Annotated in this window: 13 protein-coding genes and 2 tRNA genes; 3 read left to right on the top strand and 12 right to left on the bottom strand. The window is 69.7% G+C overall.

Annotation, left to right across the window (positions count from 1 at the left end; all coding sequences use genetic code 11):
• The first annotated feature begins 99 nt into the window (after positions 1-99).
• Positions 100-483 (top strand): DUF2147 domain-containing protein, encoded by a 384-nt coding sequence (locus tag E7811_RS01915; protein ID WP_136392905.1) that lies wholly within the window; start codon positions 100-102, stop codon positions 481-483.
• A 46-nt stretch (positions 484-529) separates the two neighbouring features.
• Here E7811_RS01915 and E7811_RS01910 read toward each other — a convergent pair whose 3' ends face one another.
• From E7811_RS01910 to E7811_RS01880, 7 genes are all read right to left on the bottom strand, one after another.
• Positions 530-1,444 (bottom strand): glutaminase, encoded by a 915-nt coding sequence (locus tag E7811_RS01910; protein WP_136392904.1) that lies wholly within the window; start codon positions 1,442-1,444, stop codon positions 530-532.
• Positions 1,444-2,085, bottom strand: coding sequence for an imidazole glycerol phosphate synthase subunit HisH (gene hisH, locus E7811_RS01905; RefSeq protein WP_136392903.1), 642 nt, complete (start codon positions 2,083-2,085; stop codon positions 1,444-1,446). Before hisH ends, E7811_RS01910 begins: the two co-directional genes overlap by 1 nt.
• 46 nt (positions 2,086-2,131) lie before the next feature.
• Positions 2,132-2,719 (bottom strand): imidazoleglycerol-phosphate dehydratase HisB, encoded by a 588-nt coding sequence (gene hisB / locus E7811_RS01900; RefSeq protein ID WP_136392902.1) that lies wholly within the window; start codon positions 2,717-2,719, stop codon positions 2,132-2,134.
• A 103-nt stretch (positions 2,720-2,822) separates the two neighbouring features.
• Positions 2,823-2,897: transfer RNA gene (locus tag E7811_RS01895), tRNA-Gly, on the bottom strand.
• A gap of 327 nt (positions 2,898-3,224) precedes the next feature.
• Positions 3,225-3,299 (bottom strand) — tRNA-Gly (locus E7811_RS01890).
• A 110-nt stretch (positions 3,300-3,409) separates the two neighbouring features.
• Complete coding sequence (locus E7811_RS01885) at positions 3,410-4,654, bottom strand: glycerate kinase type-2 family protein (protein ID WP_136392901.1); 1,245 nt, start codon at positions 4,652-4,654, stop codon at positions 3,410-3,412.
• Complete coding sequence (locus tag E7811_RS01880) at positions 4,651-6,534, bottom strand: heavy metal translocating P-type ATPase (protein ID WP_136392900.1); 1,884 nt, start codon at positions 6,532-6,534, stop codon at positions 4,651-4,653. The genes E7811_RS01885 and E7811_RS01880 overlap by 4 nt, the downstream gene beginning before the upstream one ends.
• Before the next feature lie 199 nt (positions 6,535-6,733).
• On the opposite strand from E7811_RS01880, the gene E7811_RS01875 reads away from it, so the two are divergent.
• A complete protein-coding gene (locus E7811_RS01875) occupies positions 6,734-7,738 on the top strand; it encodes a CobW family GTP-binding protein (RefSeq protein ID WP_136392899.1) in 1,005 nt (334 codons plus the stop codon).
• A gap of 48 nt (positions 7,739-7,786) precedes the next feature.
• Here the strand turns inward: E7811_RS01875 and E7811_RS01870 are convergent, their stop codons facing one another.
• Positions 7,787-10,222: a DUF3131 domain-containing protein gene (locus tag E7811_RS01870; RefSeq protein ID WP_136392898.1), complete on the bottom strand. Its 2,436-nt coding sequence runs from the start codon at positions 10,220-10,222 to the stop codon at positions 7,787-7,789.
• Positions 10,223-10,364: 142 nt separating this feature from the next.
• Between E7811_RS01870 and E7811_RS01865 the strand changes: the two genes are divergently transcribed.
• Positions 10,365-13,919, top strand: a complete 3,555-nt coding sequence (locus tag E7811_RS01865) for a glycosyltransferase (protein ID WP_136392897.1) — start codon at positions 10,365-10,367, stop codon at positions 13,917-13,919.
• A 196-nt stretch (positions 13,920-14,115) separates the two neighbouring features.
• Here E7811_RS01865 and E7811_RS01860 read toward each other — a convergent pair whose 3' ends face one another.
• The 4 genes from E7811_RS01860 to E7811_RS01845 all read right to left on the bottom strand — a co-directional run bounded on the left by E7811_RS01860 (position 14,116) and on the right by E7811_RS01845 (position 19,051).
• Positions 14,116-14,730 (bottom strand): hypothetical protein, encoded by a 615-nt coding sequence (locus E7811_RS01860; RefSeq protein WP_136392896.1) that lies wholly within the window; start codon positions 14,728-14,730, stop codon positions 14,116-14,118.
• Between the two features lie 247 nt (positions 14,731-14,977).
• A complete protein-coding gene (locus E7811_RS01855; protein WP_136392895.1) occupies positions 14,978-16,402 on the bottom strand; it encodes an FGGY family carbohydrate kinase in 1,425 nt (474 codons plus the stop codon).
• The gene (locus tag E7811_RS01850; protein WP_136392894.1) at positions 16,399-17,622 is read right to left on the bottom strand and encodes an NAD(P)/FAD-dependent oxidoreductase; all 1,224 of its coding nucleotides are present in this window, start codon (positions 17,620-17,622) and stop codon (positions 16,399-16,401) included. The genes E7811_RS01855 and E7811_RS01850 overlap by 4 nt, the downstream gene beginning before the upstream one ends.
• Positions 17,615-19,051: an NAD(P)/FAD-dependent oxidoreductase gene (locus tag E7811_RS01845; RefSeq protein WP_136392893.1), complete on the bottom strand. Its 1,437-nt coding sequence runs from the start codon at positions 19,049-19,051 to the stop codon at positions 17,615-17,617. The genes E7811_RS01850 and E7811_RS01845 overlap by 8 nt, the downstream gene beginning before the upstream one ends.
• Between the last annotated feature and the right edge of the window lie 70 nt (positions 19,052-19,121).

The following is a 19,121-nucleotide window of genomic DNA, read 5'->3' as shown; positions in this document are numbered from 1 at the left end:
GCCCGCAGGCGCAAGGGGCGCGCGACCCGACGTCACGCTTGCCAGAGGGGCGGGCCTTGCCGGATGATCCGCCGCATCAGCTTCAGGGAGGAGGAAGCCATGCGGAAACTTGTACTGGGCGCGGTCTTGGCAATGGCGGCGACAGCCGCGCAGGCCGACCCGATCGTGGGCATGTGGCAGACGCAGGAGGATGACGGGGCCTATGCCCATGTCTCGATCAAGCCCTGCGGCGGCGCCTTTTGCGGAACGATCGCCAAGACTTTCAAGGACGGTGCCGAATACGCGTCCGAGAACATCGGCAAGCAGATCGTGATCGACATGGTTCCGGCCGGCGGCGGCAAGTATGAAGGCAAGGTCTGGCGACCGTCGAACAACAAGATCTATGTCGGCAAGATCGACCTTGCGGGCAGCGCGATGAAACTTTCGGGCTGCGTCGCGGGCGGGCTGATCTGCGCCAAGCAGAACTGGCAGAAGGTCAACTGAGCCTTCGGCGCGCGGGGACGGGGCAGGGGAAGTCGGGGCAGGGGCTTCAGCCAAAGACCGACCAGCCTGCCTCGCGTGCCAGCCATTCCACCGCCTCGGTGCCCAGCTTGGAATTGCCCTGTTCGTTCAGGCCCGGCGACCAGACCGCGATCGAGGCGCGACCCGGCGCGATCACCAGGATCCCGCCGCCGACGCCGGATTTGCCCGGCAGGTCCACGCGAAAGGCGAAATCGCCCGACCCGTCGTAATGGCCGCAGGTCATCATCAGCGCATTGATCCGCCGCACCCGGGCGGGCGAGACCAGCCGTGGCCCGGTCGCGCCCCCGCCGATCAGGAACCGTCCGGCGCGCGCAAGCTGCATGCAGGACATCTCGATGGCGCATTGATGGAAATAGGTGCCGCAGGTCAGCTCGGGCGGGTTCACCAGATTGCCATGGGCCGCCATGAAATGCGCCAGCGCGAGGTTGCGGTGGCCCGTCGCCTGTTCCGAGGCGGCGACCGCGCGGTTGATGTGGATGTCGTCATCCCCCGCCGCTTCGCGCAGAAAGCGCAGGATCTCTCCCAGCACCTCGCGTGGGGCATGGCCCGACAGGATCGCATCCGTCACCACGAGGGCGCCCGCGTTGATGAAGGGGTTTCGCGGGATGCCGTTCTCGTGCTCCAGCTGGATCATCGAGTTGAAGGCAAGGCCGGAGGGTTCGCGCCCGACGCGGGTCCAGAGCTGATCGCCCAACCGCCCAAGCGCTATGGCCAGCGTGAAGACCTTGCTGACCGACTGGATGGAAAAGGGCACACGCGCGTCGCCCGTGGCATGGGCGCGGCCATCGGCGGTGACCACCGCCATGCCGAAGGGCACCGTTGAGGCCCGCGCAAGTTCCGGGATGTAATCGGCGACGCGGCCCCTGTCGGCGGCGCCCGCCATCGCCGCCCCGATCCGGTCGAGGATCGGCTGCAGCTCCATCAGGGGGCCCAGCGAAGGAAATTGCCGATCAGGCGCAGGCCCACGGCCTGGGATTTTTCCGGGTGGAACTGCGTGCCGACGACGGTGTCGCGCCCGACGATCGCGGTGATGTCGCCCGCGTAATCGCAATGCGCAAGCCGGTGCGCCGGGTCATCCACCCGGAAATGGTAGGAATGGACGAAATAGGCGTGATCGCCCGTGCCTATGCCGTCGAGCACGGGATGCGGATGGTCGATCACCAGATCGTTCCAGCCCATGTGCGGCACCTTCAGAATGGGGTCGGCCGGGGTGATGCGCACCACCTCGCCACCGATCCAGCCAAAGCCCGGCGTGTCCTCGTATTCCCGCCCCCATGTCGCCAGCATCTGCATGCCGACGCAAATGCCAAGGAACGGCCGCGCCCGGACGCGGACGGCTTCCTCCATCGCCTCGAAAAGCCCGCCATGCGCCCCGAGCGCCCGGCGGCAGGCCGGAAAGGCCCCGTCGCCCGGCAGGACGATGCGGTCGGCGCGGGCCACGTCCTCGGGCCGGTCGGACACGATCACCGTGCCCGCCCCCAGTTCGGCCGCCATCCGCTGCAACGCCTTTTCAGCGGAATGCAGGTTTCCGCTTTCGTAATCGACGAGAACCGTCAGCGCCATTCTTCCATCCCTCAAGCGTCCGAATTTTCTTCGAAAATTCAGGGTCTCACAGCATGCCCTTGGTCGAGGGGATGGCATCGGCCTTGCGCGGGTCAACCTCGACCGCCATGCGCAGGGCACGCGCCACCGCCTTGAACGCGGCCTCGGCGATGTGGTGGCTGTTCAACCCATGCACCATGTCCAGATGCAGCGTGATGCCGCCATGGGTGGCCAGCGCCTGGAAGAACTCGCGCACCAGCTCGGTGTCGAAGGCGCCGATCTTCGACGTCGGGAAAGCGAGGTTCCAGACCAGATAGGGCCGCCCCGACAGGTCCAGCGCGCAGCGCACCTGCGCGTCGTCCATCGGCAGGGCGCATTCGCCGTAGCGGCGGATGCCGCGCTTGTCGCCCAGGGCCTGCGCCAGCGCCTGCCCGAGCGCGATGCCGCAATCCTCGACCGTGTGGTGGTCGTCGATATGCAGGTCGCCCTCGGCGCGCAGGGTGATGTCGATCAGCGAATGGCGTGCCAACTGATCGAGCATGTGATCGAAGAAGCCGACCCCGGTCCGGATGTCATAGCTGCCGCTTCCGTCCAGGTTCACGGTCAGCTCGATATCGGTTTCGGCCGTCTTGCGGGCGATCCGGGCCTTGCGCATGGGGCATCTCCGCCATTGTGTTGCGCGCGCCTTATAGGCCGCGCCCGGCCGCTTGGAAAGCGCCAAGGCCGCCGCAGATGCCGTTCTGATGCAAGGAAGAAACTGGAGCGGGCGATGAGATTCGAACTCACGACCCTAACCTTGGCAAGGTTATGCTCTACCCCTGAGCTACGCCCGCACTCCGTGCTGAGGTTCCTAGACCATGGCGCAGGCAAGGGCAAGGGGGACCCGTGCGCGTCCGTGCGGAAAGCATGGGTGGAAAGAAAGGGGGGGCTGTCTGCCCCCCTCTTTGCCTTCGGCAAATTCACCCCCCGAGGGTATTTTCGTCAGGTTGAAAGGCAATTTGATTCAAATGCCCTTCATTCTGGTCCAAGTATCCCGGGGGTGAGGGCCGCAAGGCCCGAGGGGGCAGCGCCCCCTCTGTCGGCACGTCACCGGCGCGACCCATAAACGAAGAAAGGCGCCCCTCGGGGCGCCTCTTCTCGGCTCTTGCCGGTGGTCCATCTGGAGCGGGCGATGAGATTCGAACTCACGACCCTAACCTTGGCAAGGTTATGCTCTACCCCTGAGCTACGCCCGCCCCCTTGGACCGTCCGTCTGGACAGGCGGTGATTTATTCAGTCGCGCCGGGGGGTGCAAGAGGGAAAATGAACAGCCCCCGCGATTTTCTGCACGACCCCGCCGCGCGGCCTATCCCAGCATGAGGATCTGGATGTCGGCGACATTCGTGCCGGTCGCCCCGGTCACCAGCAGATCGCCCGAGGCCGCCAGCGCGGCGTTGCTGTCATTGTTGGCCAGAAGGGCCGTCGGATCCTGTCCGGCGGCGCGGATCCGGGCCGCCGTTCCGTCATCGACAAGCCCCCCTGCCGCCTCGGTCGGGCCGTCGCGCCCGTCGGTTCCGCCGGACATGAAGACCCAGGGGCCGGGCAGGCCGGAAAGTGCCATCCGAAGGGCAAGGTCCTGATTCCTTCCCCCTTTTCCGGTTCCGGTCAGGGTGACGGTGGTTTCCCCGCCCCAGACAAGGCAGAGGGGACGGGGGGCGATCCGCGCGGTTTCGACGATCCGGCGGGCGGCCTCTGCCACGTCGCCCTCAAGCGGCTGCGCCTCCAGCCGGGCAGGAGACATCCGGCAGTCGGCCCGCGCCGCCTCGGCGGCGATCCGGTTCGAGGCGATCAGGTGGTTTTCCGCCGGGGGCAGCGGTGGCACCGGTTCGTCCGGTCGCGTCAGATGGGCGCGCACGGCGCCGGGCAGCGCAGGCCAGAGGCCCGCCCGTTCCAGAAGCGCGCGCGCCTCGGCGCGGGTTCCGATCGGGGCGACCGTCGGCCCCGAGGCGATCACCCTGAGGTCATCACCGATCACGTCCGACAGGATGAAGGCCGTGACCGGCGCGGGGGACGCGCGGCGCAGGAAGCCGCCGCCCTTGAGCTGCGACAGTTGCTGGCGGACAAGGTTCATCTGCCCGATGTCGAGCCCCCCCGCCAGCAGTGCCCGGTTCACCGCCACCTTGTCGGCCAGCGTGAGCCCCTCGACCGGCGCGGGCACCAGCGCCGAGGCCCCGCCCGAGACCAGCGCCACGATCCGGTCACTGGCTCCGGCGCCGTCCAAGAGCGCGAGGACCGCGCGCCCGGCGGCCTCGCCGCCCGCATCGGGCACGGGGTGGCCCGCGGCCATTACCGTGGCACCCGGCAGGGGGCGGGCGTTTTCATGGTTGGTGACGGCCAGCACCTGATCGGGCGCGAGGCGCGCGATCGCCGCACGGGCCATGGGCAGCGCGGCCTTGCCGATGGCGATCACGATCAGCCGCCCATCTCCGGCGGGGCGCGGCACCGGGTGCCGGTCCAGCGCCGCCTCCAACGCCCGTTCCGGGTCGACCGCCGCCACGGCGGTCCGGAACATCCGCGCCGCTTCCGCGCGCATCGGGGCATGATCGGTCATCGGTCGCTCCGTATCGGGTCGAAAAGAAGCCGCAGGCCGTTCAGCACGACCAGCAGCGTGCCGCCTTCATGGCCGATGACAGCGACGGGCAGGGGCAGCGACAGAAAGAGGCTTCCCGTCACCAGCAGCACCATCGCCCCCAGGGCGAAGACGAGGTTCTGCCGTATCACGCGCGCCGTCCGCCGGGCAAGGCGGTGGGCATGGGCGAGCCTGCCCATGTCTTCGGCCAGAAGGGCCACATCGGCGGCCTGAAGCGCCACTTCGGACCCGGCGGCGCCCATGGCGATGCCCACATCGGCCCGCGCCAGTGCAGCGGCATCGTTCACCCCGTCGCCCACGAAGGCCACCGCCCCCTGTTCGGCCAAGGCGGCGACCAGGGCCACCTTGTCGGCGGGCAGCAGTTCGGCGTGGATTTCGTCGGCGGCAAGGCCCAGATCGGTGCCGATGCGATGGGCCACGGCGCGGCGGTCCCCCGTCATCATCACGATCCGTCCGACCCCCTCGCGGCGGAGCGCGGCCAGCCCTTCGGCCGAGGTGGCGCGCGGCTGGTCGGCCACGGTGGCCGCCCCGATGATCCGCGGCCCGCGGCCAAGCATCACCATCGTTTCGGTGCCGTCCAGCAGAGTGCCGAGCGGGGCTACATCGGCCCCCATCCGGGCCGCCATGCGGGTGTTCCCGGCCCAGAGCGCGCCTTGCGCATCCGCGCCGGTCAGCCCCTCGCTGGGATGGGCGTGGATGGCGCCGACGGGAACCGGGGGCAGCCCGTTCCGGTCGGCCTCGCGCCGGATCGCCGCGCCGATCGGATGTTCCGAATGGGCCTCGATCCCCGCCAGCAGACCCAGGAAATCCTCGCGCGTGCCGTCAAGCACGCGGATGTGGCGCACCTCGGCCCGGCCGGTGGTCAGGGTGCCGGTCTTGTCGAAGGCGAAGGACCGCACCTCGGCCAGGGTTTCAAGCGCGGCGCCACCCTTGAACAGCACGCCCCCCCGCGCAGCGGCCGACAGGGCCGACAGGATCGCCGCGGGGACCGAGATCACCACCGCGCAGGGGCTTGCCGCGACAAGGACCGTCGCCGCCTTGTAAAGCGCGGCATCCCCCGGATGGCCAAGCCAGCGGAAGACCGCGTAGGCCAGGATCGACCCGGCGAGGACCGCGATCGTGTAGCGCTGGCCGAACCAGGCGGAAAAGCGTTCCGACGGGGCCTTGGCGGCCTGCGCCTCGGTCACCAGCCGGATCATCCGCGCCACCGTGCTGTCGGCCACGCCGCGCAGCACCTCGACGGTCAGCACACCGTCCAGGTTCACGGTCGCCTCGTGGACGGCCTGGCCCGGTTCCTTGCGCACGGGCAGCGATTCGCCGGTGACGGTGCTTTCGTCCATCGCCGCGGCGCCGTGCAGGATGCGACCGTCCACCGGCACCCGGCCGCCCGGTCTGACAACCACCCGGTCGCCGGGCGACAGTGCCTCGACCGGCACCTCCTCGGTCGTGCCGTCGGCGGTCAGCCGGAAGGCGCGGTCGGGGCGCAGGTCCATCAGCGCCTCGACCGCCCGGCGGGCGCGTCCCATCGCCAGATGTTCCAGCGTTTCCGAGATCGAGAACAGGACCAGAAGAACCGCCCCTTCCATCGCCTCGCCAACGGCAAGGGCGGCGACCGCGGCCAGGACCATCAGCAGGTCGATGTCGAGCCTGCGTTCGGTGAAAAGCGCGCGCAGGGCCGAAATCGCGGCCGGGATGCCGCCTGCGCCATAGGCCAGCGCCAGGCCCGCCGTCTGCAGCGGGGCCGCCGCGGGAAACAGCCATCCCGCCACCGCGACGCCAAGGCCCGCCACGGTGGCGACCGACAGGCCCACGTCGCGCAATTCGTCACGGTCGAGGGGCATGGGGGGCCTTTCTGCTGCCGTCGCCAGACTGGACCCCCCGGACTAGACCCGAACTGTCGCCAGGGGGCAAGGGGCGGGGGGCAAAGGGCGGGGGGCAAGGATACGGGCAGCGCGCGCGGCCTTGCTCTCGGTCCCGGCATCGGCCACATCTGGCGCGACGCAAAGACCCCGGACCGCCCGCAAGCCAAGGAGCCCGCCGATGCCCCGCATTCCCGTCACCATCCTTACCGGGTTCCTCGGCGCGGGAAAGACGACCCTGCTGAACCGGCTGATGTGCGAGCCGGGATTCGGCGACACGGCGGTGATCGTCAACGAATTCGGCGCGGTGGATATCGACGGAGGGCTGGTGGAACAGGCGGGCGACCGGGCCTTCGCATCGTCCACGGGCTGTCTCTGCTGCACCGTGTCGGGCGATGTGCGGCTTACCCTTCTGCGGCTGAAGGACGAGGCAGAAAGCGGCAAGGGCCCGGCCTTTTCCCGCGTGGTCATCGAAACCACCGGGTTGGCCGATCCCGCCCCGGTCATGCAGACCTTCATGACCAATGACATCATGCTGGACAATTTCGTCCTGAACGGGGTCGTCACCGTGGTCGATGCCGCAAACGGCGGCGCAACGCTCGACCGGTTCGAAGAGGCGCGGCGGCAGGTCGCGGTGGCCGATCTTCTGGTCGTGTCCAAGACGGATCTGGCCGATCCCGCGCCGCTTCTGGACCGGCTTTCCGGGATGGCGCCGAATGCGCGGGTGATGACCGCCCCGGACCTGCGCGCCGAAGACCTGTTCTCGCTCGCCGCCGCCGATCCGGCGGGGGCGGCGCCGGTTCCGGCGCGCTGGCTGCGTTTCGGCGATGCGCCGGCGGTTCATCATCACGACGGCGCGGATGTGGCCAGCTACTGTTTCATGGCCGACCGCCCGGTCGAGGGGCGGGTGATCCACATGGCGATCGGCGCCTTGCAGAACAGCTTCGGCCCCGACCTTCTGCGCCTGAAGGGGATTGTCGAGCTGGCCGAGATGCCCGGAAAGGCGGTCGTCCTGCATGTCGTCCAGCATCTTCTAAGCCCGCCCCGGACGCTTGCGGAATGGCCCGAGGGGATGGAGGGGTCGCGCCTTGTCCTGATCGCCGCAGGCAAGGGGCGGGCGGAGATTCCCGCGATGCTCGCGGCTTTCCTGCCCGAATTCCGGCAGGTCGGGCAGGGCTGGCGGTAGGGCTCTGGGGGCAGGGCTCTGGGGGCAGTACGAAGGCTGAACCCGGCCTCAGGCCGGTTTGCGGCCCCGCAGGATATAGGCGATGGCCTGAAGGATCACGCCGTTGGTGTTGATGTCGGTATAGCCTTCGGTGGGCTTCCCGCTGCGGCTGTAGATGCCCGAGGCGAAGCCGCCCACCGGCAGCGCCGCCTTGCGCCGGACCAGATCCACCATCGCCTGCGAAAGCGACTCGGGCCGGGTGGCAAGCCAGAGGTAGGCCGCCTTGCTGCTGATCATCCGCGCCTCGTTCTGGAAGGTGGTCGAGGCATAGACCGGGTCGCGGTCGATCGCGACCACGGTCCAGGGCCGGTCGGGGTTGTTCAGGTCAAGCCCCTGATAGGAAAACCACGGCGCACGGTCCATCGGCCCTTCGGACGCGCAGACGATCTGCCCCGTCTCGGCATGGGTCTGGCGCTGCGCCTCCCACAACAGCCGCGCCAGCCGGTCGCCCGGCCCGTCGGCCCCGAACTCCACCGCCTCCATCAGCAGCGGTTCCGCCCCCAGCGGGCCGATCCGGGCGATATGGTAGAATAGCGCCATGTCGCGATCCGCCCATGAGTCGGCGTCAAGATCGGGATAGCGGGTCGAGGCGGCAAGGCCCCAGGCCCCAAGGGCCCGCGCCGTGTAGGGCGTGCATTGCGACAACGACGGTGGCGCGCGCCGGCCCGCCGTCACCGATTCCAGTTCGCCGTTGCGGATCATCGCGGCCAGATCCCAGCGTCCGACCCGATCCGCCACCTGCGCCGTCAGCGCCGGATGCCGGCCCAGGGCCGACAGCGCCGACATCAACCGCCCCGTGTCGCAGGCGTTGAAATCCGCTGACAGCGTGGCCAGACGGTTGGTCGCGATCTCGGCCGGGGGCAGGGGATGGCCGTTGATCATCGCCACCGGCAGCGCCGCGACCAGCGCCGTCGCGCGCGACAGGAATTCGGGCTCGTCGATCAGGTGGATCTCGCGGGCGGCGATGGTGGCGAAGATCAGGCTGGCCAGGTCCCACATCGTCAGAACCCGGTACGACATCGAATAATCGGGCCCGAAAAGCCGGGTCGAGGGGCAAAGGCCCGTCGCGGGTTCGGTGGTCTCGGTCACATAGGACCACGCGCGCCGGGCATCCGCAATCAGTTGCGTGCGGTCGTCGGCAGGGGCGGCGGGCGCCAGGACTGGCGCCGCTAGTGCCGTCCGCGAGGCCAGGAACCGTGCATAGACCGGGTCCTGCGGCATGAGGGCGGCCAGATGGTCGGCGGGCGCGGCCACCACGGCCCCGCCTTCCTCCGTTGCGGTCTTCAGCGCGGCAACGATGGCCTGTTGTCCGGCCCAGGTGGCATAGGCCTCGGGCGGGGCGACCAGAAGAACGTCGCGCATCGGTGACAACCGTTCGATCCGTTCGGCCACCGCATTCTCGGCGGGCAGGATCACCACGTCGCGGAACAGGATCGCCCCGTCCTGATCCAGCAGGTTGCCCGCCCCCGGCGCGCCAAGGTCGATCATGCCCCGGATGCCGTCCCGGGCCAGCGCGTCCGGGCCCGGCAGGGCGGCATCGGCCTGGCGCACGGCCCAGCCCGCAACCCCAGCGTCATCGCCGGCGAAGCGTCCGAAAGGCAGGCCCTCGCCCTCAAGCGCAGTGGCCGTTGCCGCAAAGGCATCGGCCAGCGCGGCAGGCGCCCCGGCGGGCGGCGCGATCAGCGCCAGGGACAGCCGGCGCCGATTGCCGGGCGCGGCCCAGAGGATCACGTCGCGCGGCAGGTTGGCAAAGACCAGAAGATCCTCGATCGCCCCGGTGATCCGTGCCGCCATCGTCCCGATCCGCTCGCGCAGGGTATCGGTGGGCACGGCGGCCAGTTCGGACCAGGGCAGGCTTAGCCGCACCGCAGGCCCGTCTTCCAGCCAATCCTCGAACCCCTCCAGCGGATCGGCCATTGTCAGGTCCGGCGTGATCGATCCGACCAGGCAGGAAACCCGGTCGCCCGAATAATCGGGCGCGGCGGCCCCTTCGGCGTCCGAGGCGACAAGGCCCGCGCGGAACCCGGCAAGGCGTGCCGCGTCCACATCGACCATTCCCGGTTCCTGATCCGCGGCACTTGCCGACACCAGGGTCACCGGCCACAGGTCAGGCCCCAGAACGGCCTGCGCCATCTGCCGTGCGGTCCCGGCCCGCCGCATCTGGAAATAGGGTTTCGATTCGACCAGCCCGTCGATCACGATCAGCGGTTCGGCCAGCCCCGGGTATTCACCGAAGAGGCGGCGCAGGAAGTCGGTCAGCGGCCCCTCGGGGGGCAGGACGCCGGGGTCGAAGGAAAGCCCGAACGGGATCCGCGCCTGCACCAAGGGCGTCAGCGCCTCGGTCAGGCGGGCCACGTCGGCATCGGGAGGCACCGGCCCGATGTCGAGGAACATCGCCGTCAGCGTGGTCTGGCCCAAGGCCCCCGCCGGCAGGAGGGAACCCATCGCCCCGATCAGGGGCAGGCCTTTGAGGAATGTACGTCGATTCAGCGGCATCGGTGCCAAGCTATCTGCAAGCGCCGTGGCACAAAAGCGCATTTCGCGATCTTTGGATCATATCCTTTTGTGTGAAGATGATCCTTGTGGCATGAAAATGGCACTCATGGATGGATCGAATTCACCTTCGGATCAGCGGCCGGACCACGGGCCGCCCCACCGGTCAACCGACGCAGAACAACAGGCCGGCACGCCGCTTCTGCTGCACGGACCGGTCTTTTCCGACCCGGGACACCGCAGGGCGCGGATTCTGAAATGGGTGCTTTTCGCCGTCATCCTCTTTGCGTCCGCATGGTTCGCCGGGTTTTCGGCCAGCATCTACCGCGTGGAAAAGCTGCCGGGGGCGGCGCTTCTGACGCGGCCGGACGATGCGACCGACCGGCTTTTCCAGGAAACTCCGATCGGCGCGCCGATCCCGGCAGCGACCGAGGCACCCTATGCGGCGGTCCGCAATGCGCCGCTGTGCGACCTCTCCGCAGCGGATGCCCCGCCCGAACTCAGGCGGCACGGGCTGCATCTTGCCTCGGGGCGTGACTGGTCGGGCGACCTGCTGGGACAGGATTGCGGCGTGATCGGATCGATCTATGCCGACATGATGCGCGTCGATGCCGCGACGGGCTTCATCCGCACGCTGGAGCCGGAACTGGCCAATGCCGACCTGCTGCGCGAACGCCTGGGCCCGGCGGGCGCGGCGATGCGGATCTTTCCGGTGGCCTATCTGGACATGCCCGCGACCGTTCCCGAAGATCCCCCCGCAAAAGGGGCCGCCGACGCGGACGCAGAAGGGGCCGCCGACGGGGCCGCCGCCGCACCGCGCACAGCAAGCCTTCTTGAGGATCCGGCGGGGCGTGCGATCCTGGCGCAGGCGCTGGCCGATTTCGCAACCGCCGAGGGCCATTCCGGCCTCTGCCTCGAGGCGTCGGGCGTGGCGGACGTCTGGGCGGGGGGGCTGCGCGACCTGCTGGCCGATCTGGGCGCGCGCCTCGCGCCTGCGGGCGGGGAAACCTGCCTGATCGTCCCGGCGAACAGCCGGATCTGGCGCGATCCCGCGGTCGTCGCGGCCAGCACGCGGGTGGTGATCCAGATGTTCCAGAGCGGGTCCGAAGGCATCGGCCCCTCGGCCCTGGCCCCGCAGGACTGGATCGACCTGACGCTTGCCGACATCGCCGCCCTGCCGGAGGCCGGGAAGGTGGTTCTGGCCCTGGGCAACTTCGGACAACTCTGGAAATCCGGCGCGCCCGCGACCGAACGGATCGGCTTTGCCCAGGCCCATGTGATGGCCGCCGATACCGGCGGCAGCGCCGCTTTCGGCGGGCAGGCGCTGAATACGCTTGTCACCCATGCCGAGGTGAATTCCGGACCGTCGCGCGTCTGGCTTCTGGATGCGGCCTCGTTCCACAACCAGATGGTCCGCGCGAAGGGACTGGGCCTGCGGTCGGTCGCCCTGTGGTCGGCCGGGACCGAGGACCCCGGCGTCTGGCCGGTGCTTTGGGCCGATGCGACCGGAAAGGCCGTGACCGAGTCCGATCTGGCGGCGGTTCCGATGGATCATCGTGTCGTCTATCGCGGCGAAGGTCCGGTGCTGACGCTGGCCGAGGCACCCGCCACCGGCCAGCGCCGGATCACGCTGGACGCCGGGAGGGGCCTGATCACCGCGCAGCGCTGGCTGGCCCCTCCGCGCCCCTACATCATCGACCGTTCCGCCCGGCGGAACGAGAACGTCGTCGTCCTGACCTTCGATGACGGCCCCGATGCCGAACAGACGCCCGCCATCCTCGATATCCTGCGGGACAAGGCCGCCCCTGCGGTATTCTTCACCCTCGGCCAGAACGTGCTGAAGGCCCCCGACGTGGCCCGCCGGATCGTGGCTGACGGACACGAGATCGGCAGCCACACCTTCTTTCACCCCAACACCGACGCCATCAGCGACACGCGCCTGACCGCGGAACTGAACGCGCTGCAACGGCTGTTGCGGGCGGTGACGGGGCAGGGAACCGTACTGTTCCGCACGCCCTACGGCAGGGGCACCGGCCCGGCCACCGGGCGCGAGGCGCGACCGCTGGCCCAGATCGACGGGCTTGGATACCTGACGATCGGAAGCGATGTCGTCCCGCCCGACTGGGAAAGGGCCACGGTTGACGACCTGCTGTATCACACCTTCACGGGGCTTGAGGGAGGGGGAAGCCGCGTGATCGTCCTGCACGATGCCGGCGGCGACCGCAGCACCACCATCGCGGCACTGCCGCAGATGATCGACGCCCTGCGCGAGGCGGGCTACCGGATCGTGTCGCTGTCCGAACTGCTGGACATCCCGCGCGAGGCGCTGATGCCCACCGCCACCGGCCCCGCGATCTGGTTCGACCGGGCTTCGTTCGCCGCGCTGTCCTTGTGGGGCAAGGGGCTGTTCTGGGTGTTCTGGGCGGTGATCCTGTTCGGGCTGGCGCGGTCGCTGGCGGTGCTGGTCCTGGCGCTGTCGCGGCGCCATTTCCGCCGCCCGGCCGAACCGTTCCTGCCCCCCGTGACCGTGCTGGTCCCGGCCTATAACGAAGAGGCGGGCATCGTCGCGTCGGTCCGCACGGTGCTGGCCTCGGACTACCCCGACCTGCGGGTGATCGTGGTCGATGATGGCTCGCGCGATCACACCTTCGATCTGCTGCAGGCCGAATTCGGGCAGGACCCCCGCGTCCGGATCATCCGCGAGCGCAATGCCGGCAAGTGGATGGCGCTTGACCGGGCCTATGACGCGCTAGAAACCGATTTTGTGGTCGCGATGGATGCCGATACGGTGATCGCGCCCGACGCGGTGCGGCTCTTGATGCAGGCTTTCGCCGATCCGCAGGTCGGGGCCGTGGCGGGGATGGTGCGGGTCGGCAACCATGGCAAGATGCTGACGCGGCTTCAGGCGCTGGAATATGTCACCGCCCAGAACATCGACCGCCGCGCGGCCGAACGGCTGGGGGCGATGCTGGTCGTGCCGGGCGCGATCGGCGCCTGGCGGGCCGAGGCGGTGCGGCGCGCCGGTCTTTACACCAACGACACCCTGACCGAGGACGCCGACCTGACCGTCGCGGTGCAGCGCGCGGGCTATCGCGTGGTCTTTGAAGAGGCCGCCTATTCCGTCACCGAGGCGCCCGAAACCCTGCGCGCATTCCTGCGCCAGCGCCTGCGCTGGACACTGGGCATGATGCAGACAGGCTGGAAACACCGCGCGGCCCGGCGCGAGGGGCGGGCCGTGGGCTGGATCGCCATTCCCGACCTCTTTCTGTTCGGGATCGGCCTTGGCCTTCTGGCCCCTTTGGCCGACATCGTCTTTCTGGCGGCGCTGGCCGATCTGGTGATCTCGGGCGGGCTTGATGCCTGGTCCGAACCCGAGGCGGCGTCCTGGACCGTCGTCTTGGCCTATCTGGCGTTGCCCGCGATGGATGCGGTCGTGGCCGCGCTGGCGATTCTGTGGGACAGGCACGAACGCGGCTGGCTGCTGCTTCTGTTGCCGGTCCAGCGGCTTGTCTACCGGCCGCTTCTCTACATCACCGTCTGGCGCGCGGTGATCCGGGCGCTGTCGGGGCGGCTGGCGGAATGGGGGCGGCAGCGACGGGCGGGAAGCGCAAGGCTGCCGCTCGATGGCCAATCCGCGAAGGGGGGATGACCGCCCTGCCTGGCGGCCGGTAGATTGCCGCAACCACCGCCGATAGACCCCACCGCGATCAGGGCGTTGCGCAAAAAAATGCCAGGGACGATCCGCCCCCGGTAAAAAACGACCCCGGAAAAAAAGGCCACGCACAATCAGGCCCCGGATACCCGTCCCGCGTGGCCGATATGCCGCCGGCCGCGCGAAAAAGGCGTCAGCCGCGGAAGACCTGGCAGCCCGTCGTCGCGATTTCGCCCGCGACCACCGGATAATCCCGCCGCGGATTGAGGATCAGGTCCTGCAACCCGGTCAGCTTGCGTGCGCAGGCCTCGGTGTCGCGCGCTGTGACGCCCGCGCCGCCGATGTAGATGTCCAGCCACGGATGCCCCTTGTAGCCGGTGTGGCAGGGGCCATCCTGCGGGCGGGTCCCGTCGCCGCAGACATCCTCGACGATGGCGTATTTCTGCAGGCGCGGGATGTAGAACCGCGTGCCCGGCGGGAAATCCAGCGTCTGGCGGCGGTTCTCGATCACATGGCCGACGGCGATGGTGATCGGGTCGCGCCATGTGCCCTTGCCCCCCGCCTTGCGGTGGATCACCGGTTTCGAGATCTCGGCCGATCCGGGCGGCGTGTTGTCCCAGTAGCCATATCCGGTCAGGAACGCGCGGAACCGCACCTCGGCATTGCCGCTGGGGCTGTTCGAGGACGAAACCGACAGGACGCGTTGCGCGGGCGAAAGCCCGTCCGCAAGCGAGGGGGCGGAAATGCCCGTCATCGTTACCGCGGCGATGCCCGCAACGCGGGCCGATTTCCGAAGGGTCTTCAACATGCTCTGCCTCGTCTCCGTGGTCGCGTTTCCCATGGGTAGGCCAGAACGGGTTTATGAACCGCAAATGCGGCACGGTCATGGCGAAGACAGGGGAAACCGGCGCAACTCATGATTTGGTGGGGTCGAAGATGTGGGCTTGTGCCCGACCGTTCAAGGCATGTTGACAAGGAACCTGTCACCACGGGGCGTTTCCGGCGGATTTCCGCACATCGCCCCGCATCGTGGCGCCGCGATGGCAGGCGGGCTGTCAGGTTCCGTCGGGCGTTGCCGCCTGCGCAAATCCTTCGACGGCGTGGCGCGCGGCAGCGAACCGGGCGCGGCGCGCGGCCCCGGGGACGGGGCGAGGGGCGATCCTGTGCCCCACCGGGGGCGGCGCCAGTTCAAGCCCCGCGCCCTGCGCGGCCAGCGCCGCCGTGCCTGCGGCGGTCAGCTCCGGTTCGGCGGCGATCGTCAGCGGACGTTGCAGCGTGTCTGCAAGGGTCTGGCAGAACCACGGGTTGCGGGTCATCCCGCCGTCGATCGAAAGCGCATGACCCGCAGGCGCGCCCATGGCCTCGATCACCTCGGCCATGCGGAAGGCGACGCCCTCCAGCAGCGCCTGCATCAGGTCCGCCGGGCTTGTTTCCAGCCCCATGCCAAGCCAGGCGCCGCGCGCGCGGCGGTTCCAATGCGGGCAGGCCAGCCCCGCCAGCGCCGGAACAAAGGCAAGCCCCGCGTCGATCGCGCTGTCGCGGGCAAAGCCGTTGATCTGGTCCCAGCCGGAAAACAGCCCCAGTCCGCGCGCCCAGTTCACCGCGGACGAGGCCGCATAGACCCCGCCATCCAGCGCATAGACGGGCGGCTCGCCCCGAAGCTGCCAGGCGACCGTGGGCAGGCAGCCCGCGCGCGACCGGTCCAGCCCGCCCGTCAGCATCAGCGCAAAGGCCCCGGTGCCGAAGGTGATCTTGCCGTCGCCCGCCGCGCGGCAACCATGCCCGTAAAGTGCGGCCTGCTGGTCGGTCACGCTGGCGGTGACGGGGATGCCGCGAATGGCGCCGAAATCCCCCGTGGTGGACCGGATCGGCGGCAGCGCCTCGGCCGGTACGCCGTGCAGGGCGCACAGGTCTGCATCCCAGGACAGCGTCTGAAGGTTCATCAGCCCGGTGCGCGAGGCGGTCGTCACATCGGTCGCGAAGGTCCCTGCGAGACGGTCCAGAAAGAAGGCGTCCGTTGTTCCCAGACGCAGGCGTCCCCCACGCGCAAGGGCTGCGGCCTCGGGCACATGGCGCAGGACCCAGCCCAGTTTCGAGGCCGAGAAATAGGGATCCAGCGGCAGCCCCGCGCGGGCCAGCGACAGGTCTTCCGCCCCGTCGGCCTTCAGCCGCGCGCAGGTTTCTTCGGTGCGGGCGTCCTGCCAGACGATCACCGGTGTCAGCGCCCGCCCGGTTCCTGCGTCCCAGGCAAGGCAGCTTTCGCCCTGATTGTCGATCCCGATGGCGCGGGGGGCATGGGGCAGGGATGCCTCGATGCAGGCCGCAAGATGTGCGATCAGTTCCTCGGGGTCATGTTCGACCCAGCCGGGGCGCGGATAGATCTGCCGGTGTTCGCGGTTCAGGACCGGTGTCAGCCGCCCGTCTTCGCCCGCGATCAGCGCCCGGGTCGAGGTCGTGCCCTGGTCGAGCGCGAGGATCATCCGCCCTCCTCCAGCCGCACGACAAGCCTGCCGCTGGCCCCGGCGGGCAGGATCGACAGCGGCAGGGTGATCCGCCGTTCGGGCCGCGCGCTGATCGTCCGCGACAGGATCTCGGTCCCGTCCAGCGTCAGCGTCAGCCGTCCGCGCAGGGGCCGCGCGGCGCGCAGTTGCAGGTCGGGCAGGCCGTCCGATCCGGGACGGATGCGGGCGGGCAGGGCATAGGCAAGGGCGCCTTCGGCCGCGACGGTCAGCGTCGGGGACGGCAGGCCGCGTGCCAGATCCGCCGCGATGGCCACGCCGATGCGCCGCCCCTCGGCCCAGCACCAGCCCGCGGTTTCCACCCCGCGCAGCGCGTTGCCCGCGGCGAAATAGGCCGGGTCCGAACAGCGCCCGTCGCTGTCCACCACCGGCCCGCGCGTGGCCGGGTCGATTTCCAGATGCCCGGTCAGGGCCAGCGCGTTTTCCGGCCGGAACCGCCCGGAAAGGATCACCCCGTCGCAGGCCAGATCGCGCGGGCCGTCCGGCCCTTCCAGCGTGACGCCCGTCACCCGGTCGTGGCCGTGGATCGCGGCGATGCGGGTCCGGCCCCAGAACGGCACCCCCATCAGACGCGGCAGCAAGCCTGCGGGCCAGCGCGCCAGCGGCCGGGCCTCGGGTGCGGCCATGCCGACAGGGCGCATCCCGGCGTGGCGGCACGTCAGCAGCGCCGAAAAGGCCACCAGTTCCGAGCCGACGATCAGCGGGCGGCGGAACGGCGTGATCCCCTGCAGGTAGACCAGCCCCTGCAACGCGCCCGTGTTCAGGATGCCGCCCGGCTTTTCCCCCCCGATCAGCCGGGCCGCGCGGCTTGTCTCGCGGCAGCCCGTCGCCAGAAGGACGCGGCGCGCGCCGATCTCCATCGCGCCCTTCGGCGTGCTGACCAGAAGCCGCCCGCCGGGATGGATCGCGATCACCGATGTCTCGCAATGGATTTCCGCCCCCGCCGCGCGCGCCTCGGCGGCCAGTCGCGCGGCATAGGCCCGCCCACCCATCACCCGGCGGAATTCGCGCATGCCATAGGGGGAATGGCCACAGTGGCGCGGGATGCCGCCCGGTTCGGCCTCGCGTTCCAGAACGACGACATGGCCCGCGCCCGCCGCACGTGCCGCCACCGCGGCGGACAGGCCCGCAGGCCCCGCGCCGATGATCGCCAGATCGCAGAGCGGGCGCAGGTCAGTCATCGGCGTGCCCCCCGCCGGTTTCGCTGCCGATGTCCGCATCCCCCGTCATCGGCACCGCCAGACGCCCCGCCGTGATCCGCGCAAGTTCCGCCGAACAGTAAAACCCCTGGCAGCGCCCCATCGTGACGCGCGTGCGCCGTTTCAGGCCCGCCAGCGTCTGCGCCGGGATCGGGCCGGACAGCGCGGCCTCGATCTCGCGCCGGGTCACCATCTCGCAATGGCAGACGATGCCGCCGTTGCCGGGGCACTGCCAGTCGCGCGTGCCCTCGTCGGTCAGCGCGGGCATCCGGGGCACGACCGGCGCGGCAACCGGCCGGCCCGCGAGGCCCATGCCCTGCGCCAGCCCCCAGACATGGCGCGCGGTGCCAAGCGCCGAGGACAGGCCGGTGGACCGGATGCCCCCTACGGTGATCGCGGCCCGGCCGTCATGCGCGCGGATCTGGTAATCCTTGAACTCGGTCGCGGGGCGCAGGCCGGCATAGGTGGCCGTCACCTCCATCCCTTTCAGGCCCGGCAGGATTTCTTCACCCCGCCGCATCAGCGCGGCCAGCGTTTCCGGGACCAGTTCGGCGCGGGCGCGGTCGTCCTGATCCTCGGCGGTGGGGCCGACAATCAGGTTGCCGAAGGCGGTCCGGCAGACGACGATCCCCTTGGTGATCTTCGAGGGCACCGGCAGCAGGATATGCCCGGCCAGACGCGCCGCCGCCTTGTCGTAGACGACAAACTGCCCCTTGCGCGGGCGCAGCGTGAAATCGCGCCGCCCGTGCAGGATCTCGTCGACCAGATCGCCGAAATTCCCCGCCGCGTTGATCGCGAAGCGCGCCCGGACGGGGCCGCGCGCCGTATCCAGATGCCAGGCCGCCCCGTCATATTCCGCGGATAGAAGCGCCGCCGATGTCATCAGCCTCGCGCCGTTCTCGACCGCCTGGCGCAGATAGGCATGCGGCGCCGACCAGGGGTCGACCAGGTATTCCCCCGGCACGCGGAAGGCCGCCCTGACGCCGGGGCCAAGGCCCGCTTCCAGCGCCCGCACGCCTGCCACGGTCAGGGGTTCGACATCGTCCACGCCGTTTTCGCGGGCCTGCGCGATCAGGTCCGGCAGGGCGGTGGCCTCGTCCTCGGTCCAGGCGATGACCATCGCCCCCGACCGGATCAGCGGCAGGTTCAGGCTTTCGTGGATGTCGAGGTATTCCCGGTAGCCCGCCTGGACGCAGGCCAGTTCCAGCGATCCGGGGGGCGCGTCGAAGCCGGTGTGCAGGATCGCCGAATTGCCCTTCGATGCCCCGTCCAGCACATCGGCGGCGCGTTCGATCAGCACCACCCGCGCGCCCTCCAGCGTGAAGCGCCGTGCAAGCGCGCAACCGATCACGCCGCCGCCGATGATGGCGGCATCGAAGGGCGAATCTGCAACGGGCGCGGGTCGGGTCATGGCGGCCAGCCTGCGGGGAAACCGACCCTTGCGTCAATCGGCGGCGCGGCACCTCCGAAACGATTGCTTC

Source organism: Aliigemmobacter aestuarii (genome assembly GCF_004799285.1).
GTDB lineage: Bacteria > Pseudomonadota > Alphaproteobacteria > Rhodobacterales > Rhodobacteraceae > Aliigemmobacter > Aliigemmobacter aestuarii.
Note: the sequence above shows the minus strand (reverse complement) of the source record. Positions and strands in the feature narration are given on the sequence as shown.

Bases quoted from the DNA above. Each gene is read 5' to 3' on its own strand.
- E7811_RS01875 (WP_136392899.1), top strand. From the start codon at position 6,734: ATGCCCCGCATTCCCGTCACCATCCTTACCGGGTTCCTCGGCGCGGGA.
- E7811_RS01870 (WP_136392898.1), bottom strand. From the start codon at position 10,222: ATGGGTTCCCTCCTGCCGGCGGGGGCCTTGGGCCAGACCACGCTGACG.
- E7811_RS01910 (WP_136392904.1), bottom strand. From the start codon at position 1,444: ATGGAGCTGCAGCCGATCCTCGACCGGATCGGGGCGGCGATGGCGGGC.
- hisB (WP_136392902.1), bottom strand. From the start codon at position 2,719: ATGCGCAAGGCCCGGATCGCCCGCAAGACGGCCGAAACCGATATCGAG.
- E7811_RS01845 (WP_136392893.1), bottom strand. From the start codon at position 19,051: ATGACCCGACCCGCGCCCGTTGCAGATTCGCCCTTCGATGCCGCCATC.
- E7811_RS01865 (WP_136392897.1), top strand. From the start codon at position 10,365: ATGAAAATGGCACTCATGGATGGATCGAATTCACCTTCGGATCAGCGG.
- E7811_RS01855 (WP_136392895.1), bottom strand. From the start codon at position 16,402: ATGATCCTCGCGCTCGACCAGGGCACGACCTCGACCCGGGCGCTGATC.
- E7811_RS01885 (WP_136392901.1), bottom strand. From the start codon at position 4,654: ATGACCGATCATGCCCCGATGCGCGCGGAAGCGGCGCGGATGTTCCGG.
- E7811_RS01860 (WP_136392896.1), bottom strand. From the start codon at position 14,730: ATGTTGAAGACCCTTCGGAAATCGGCCCGCGTTGCGGGCATCGCCGCG.
- E7811_RS01850 (WP_136392894.1), bottom strand. From the start codon at position 17,622: ATGACTGACCTGCGCCCGCTCTGCGATCTGGCGATCATCGGCGCGGGG.
- E7811_RS01880 (WP_136392900.1), bottom strand. From the start codon at position 6,534: ATGCCCCTCGACCGTGACGAATTGCGCGACGTGGGCCTGTCGGTCGCC.
- hisH (WP_136392903.1), bottom strand. From the start codon at position 2,085: ATGGCGCTGACGGTTCTCGTCGATTACGAAAGCGGAAACCTGCATTCC.
- E7811_RS01915 (WP_136392905.1), top strand. From the start codon at position 100: ATGCGGAAACTTGTACTGGGCGCGGTCTTGGCAATGGCGGCGACAGCC.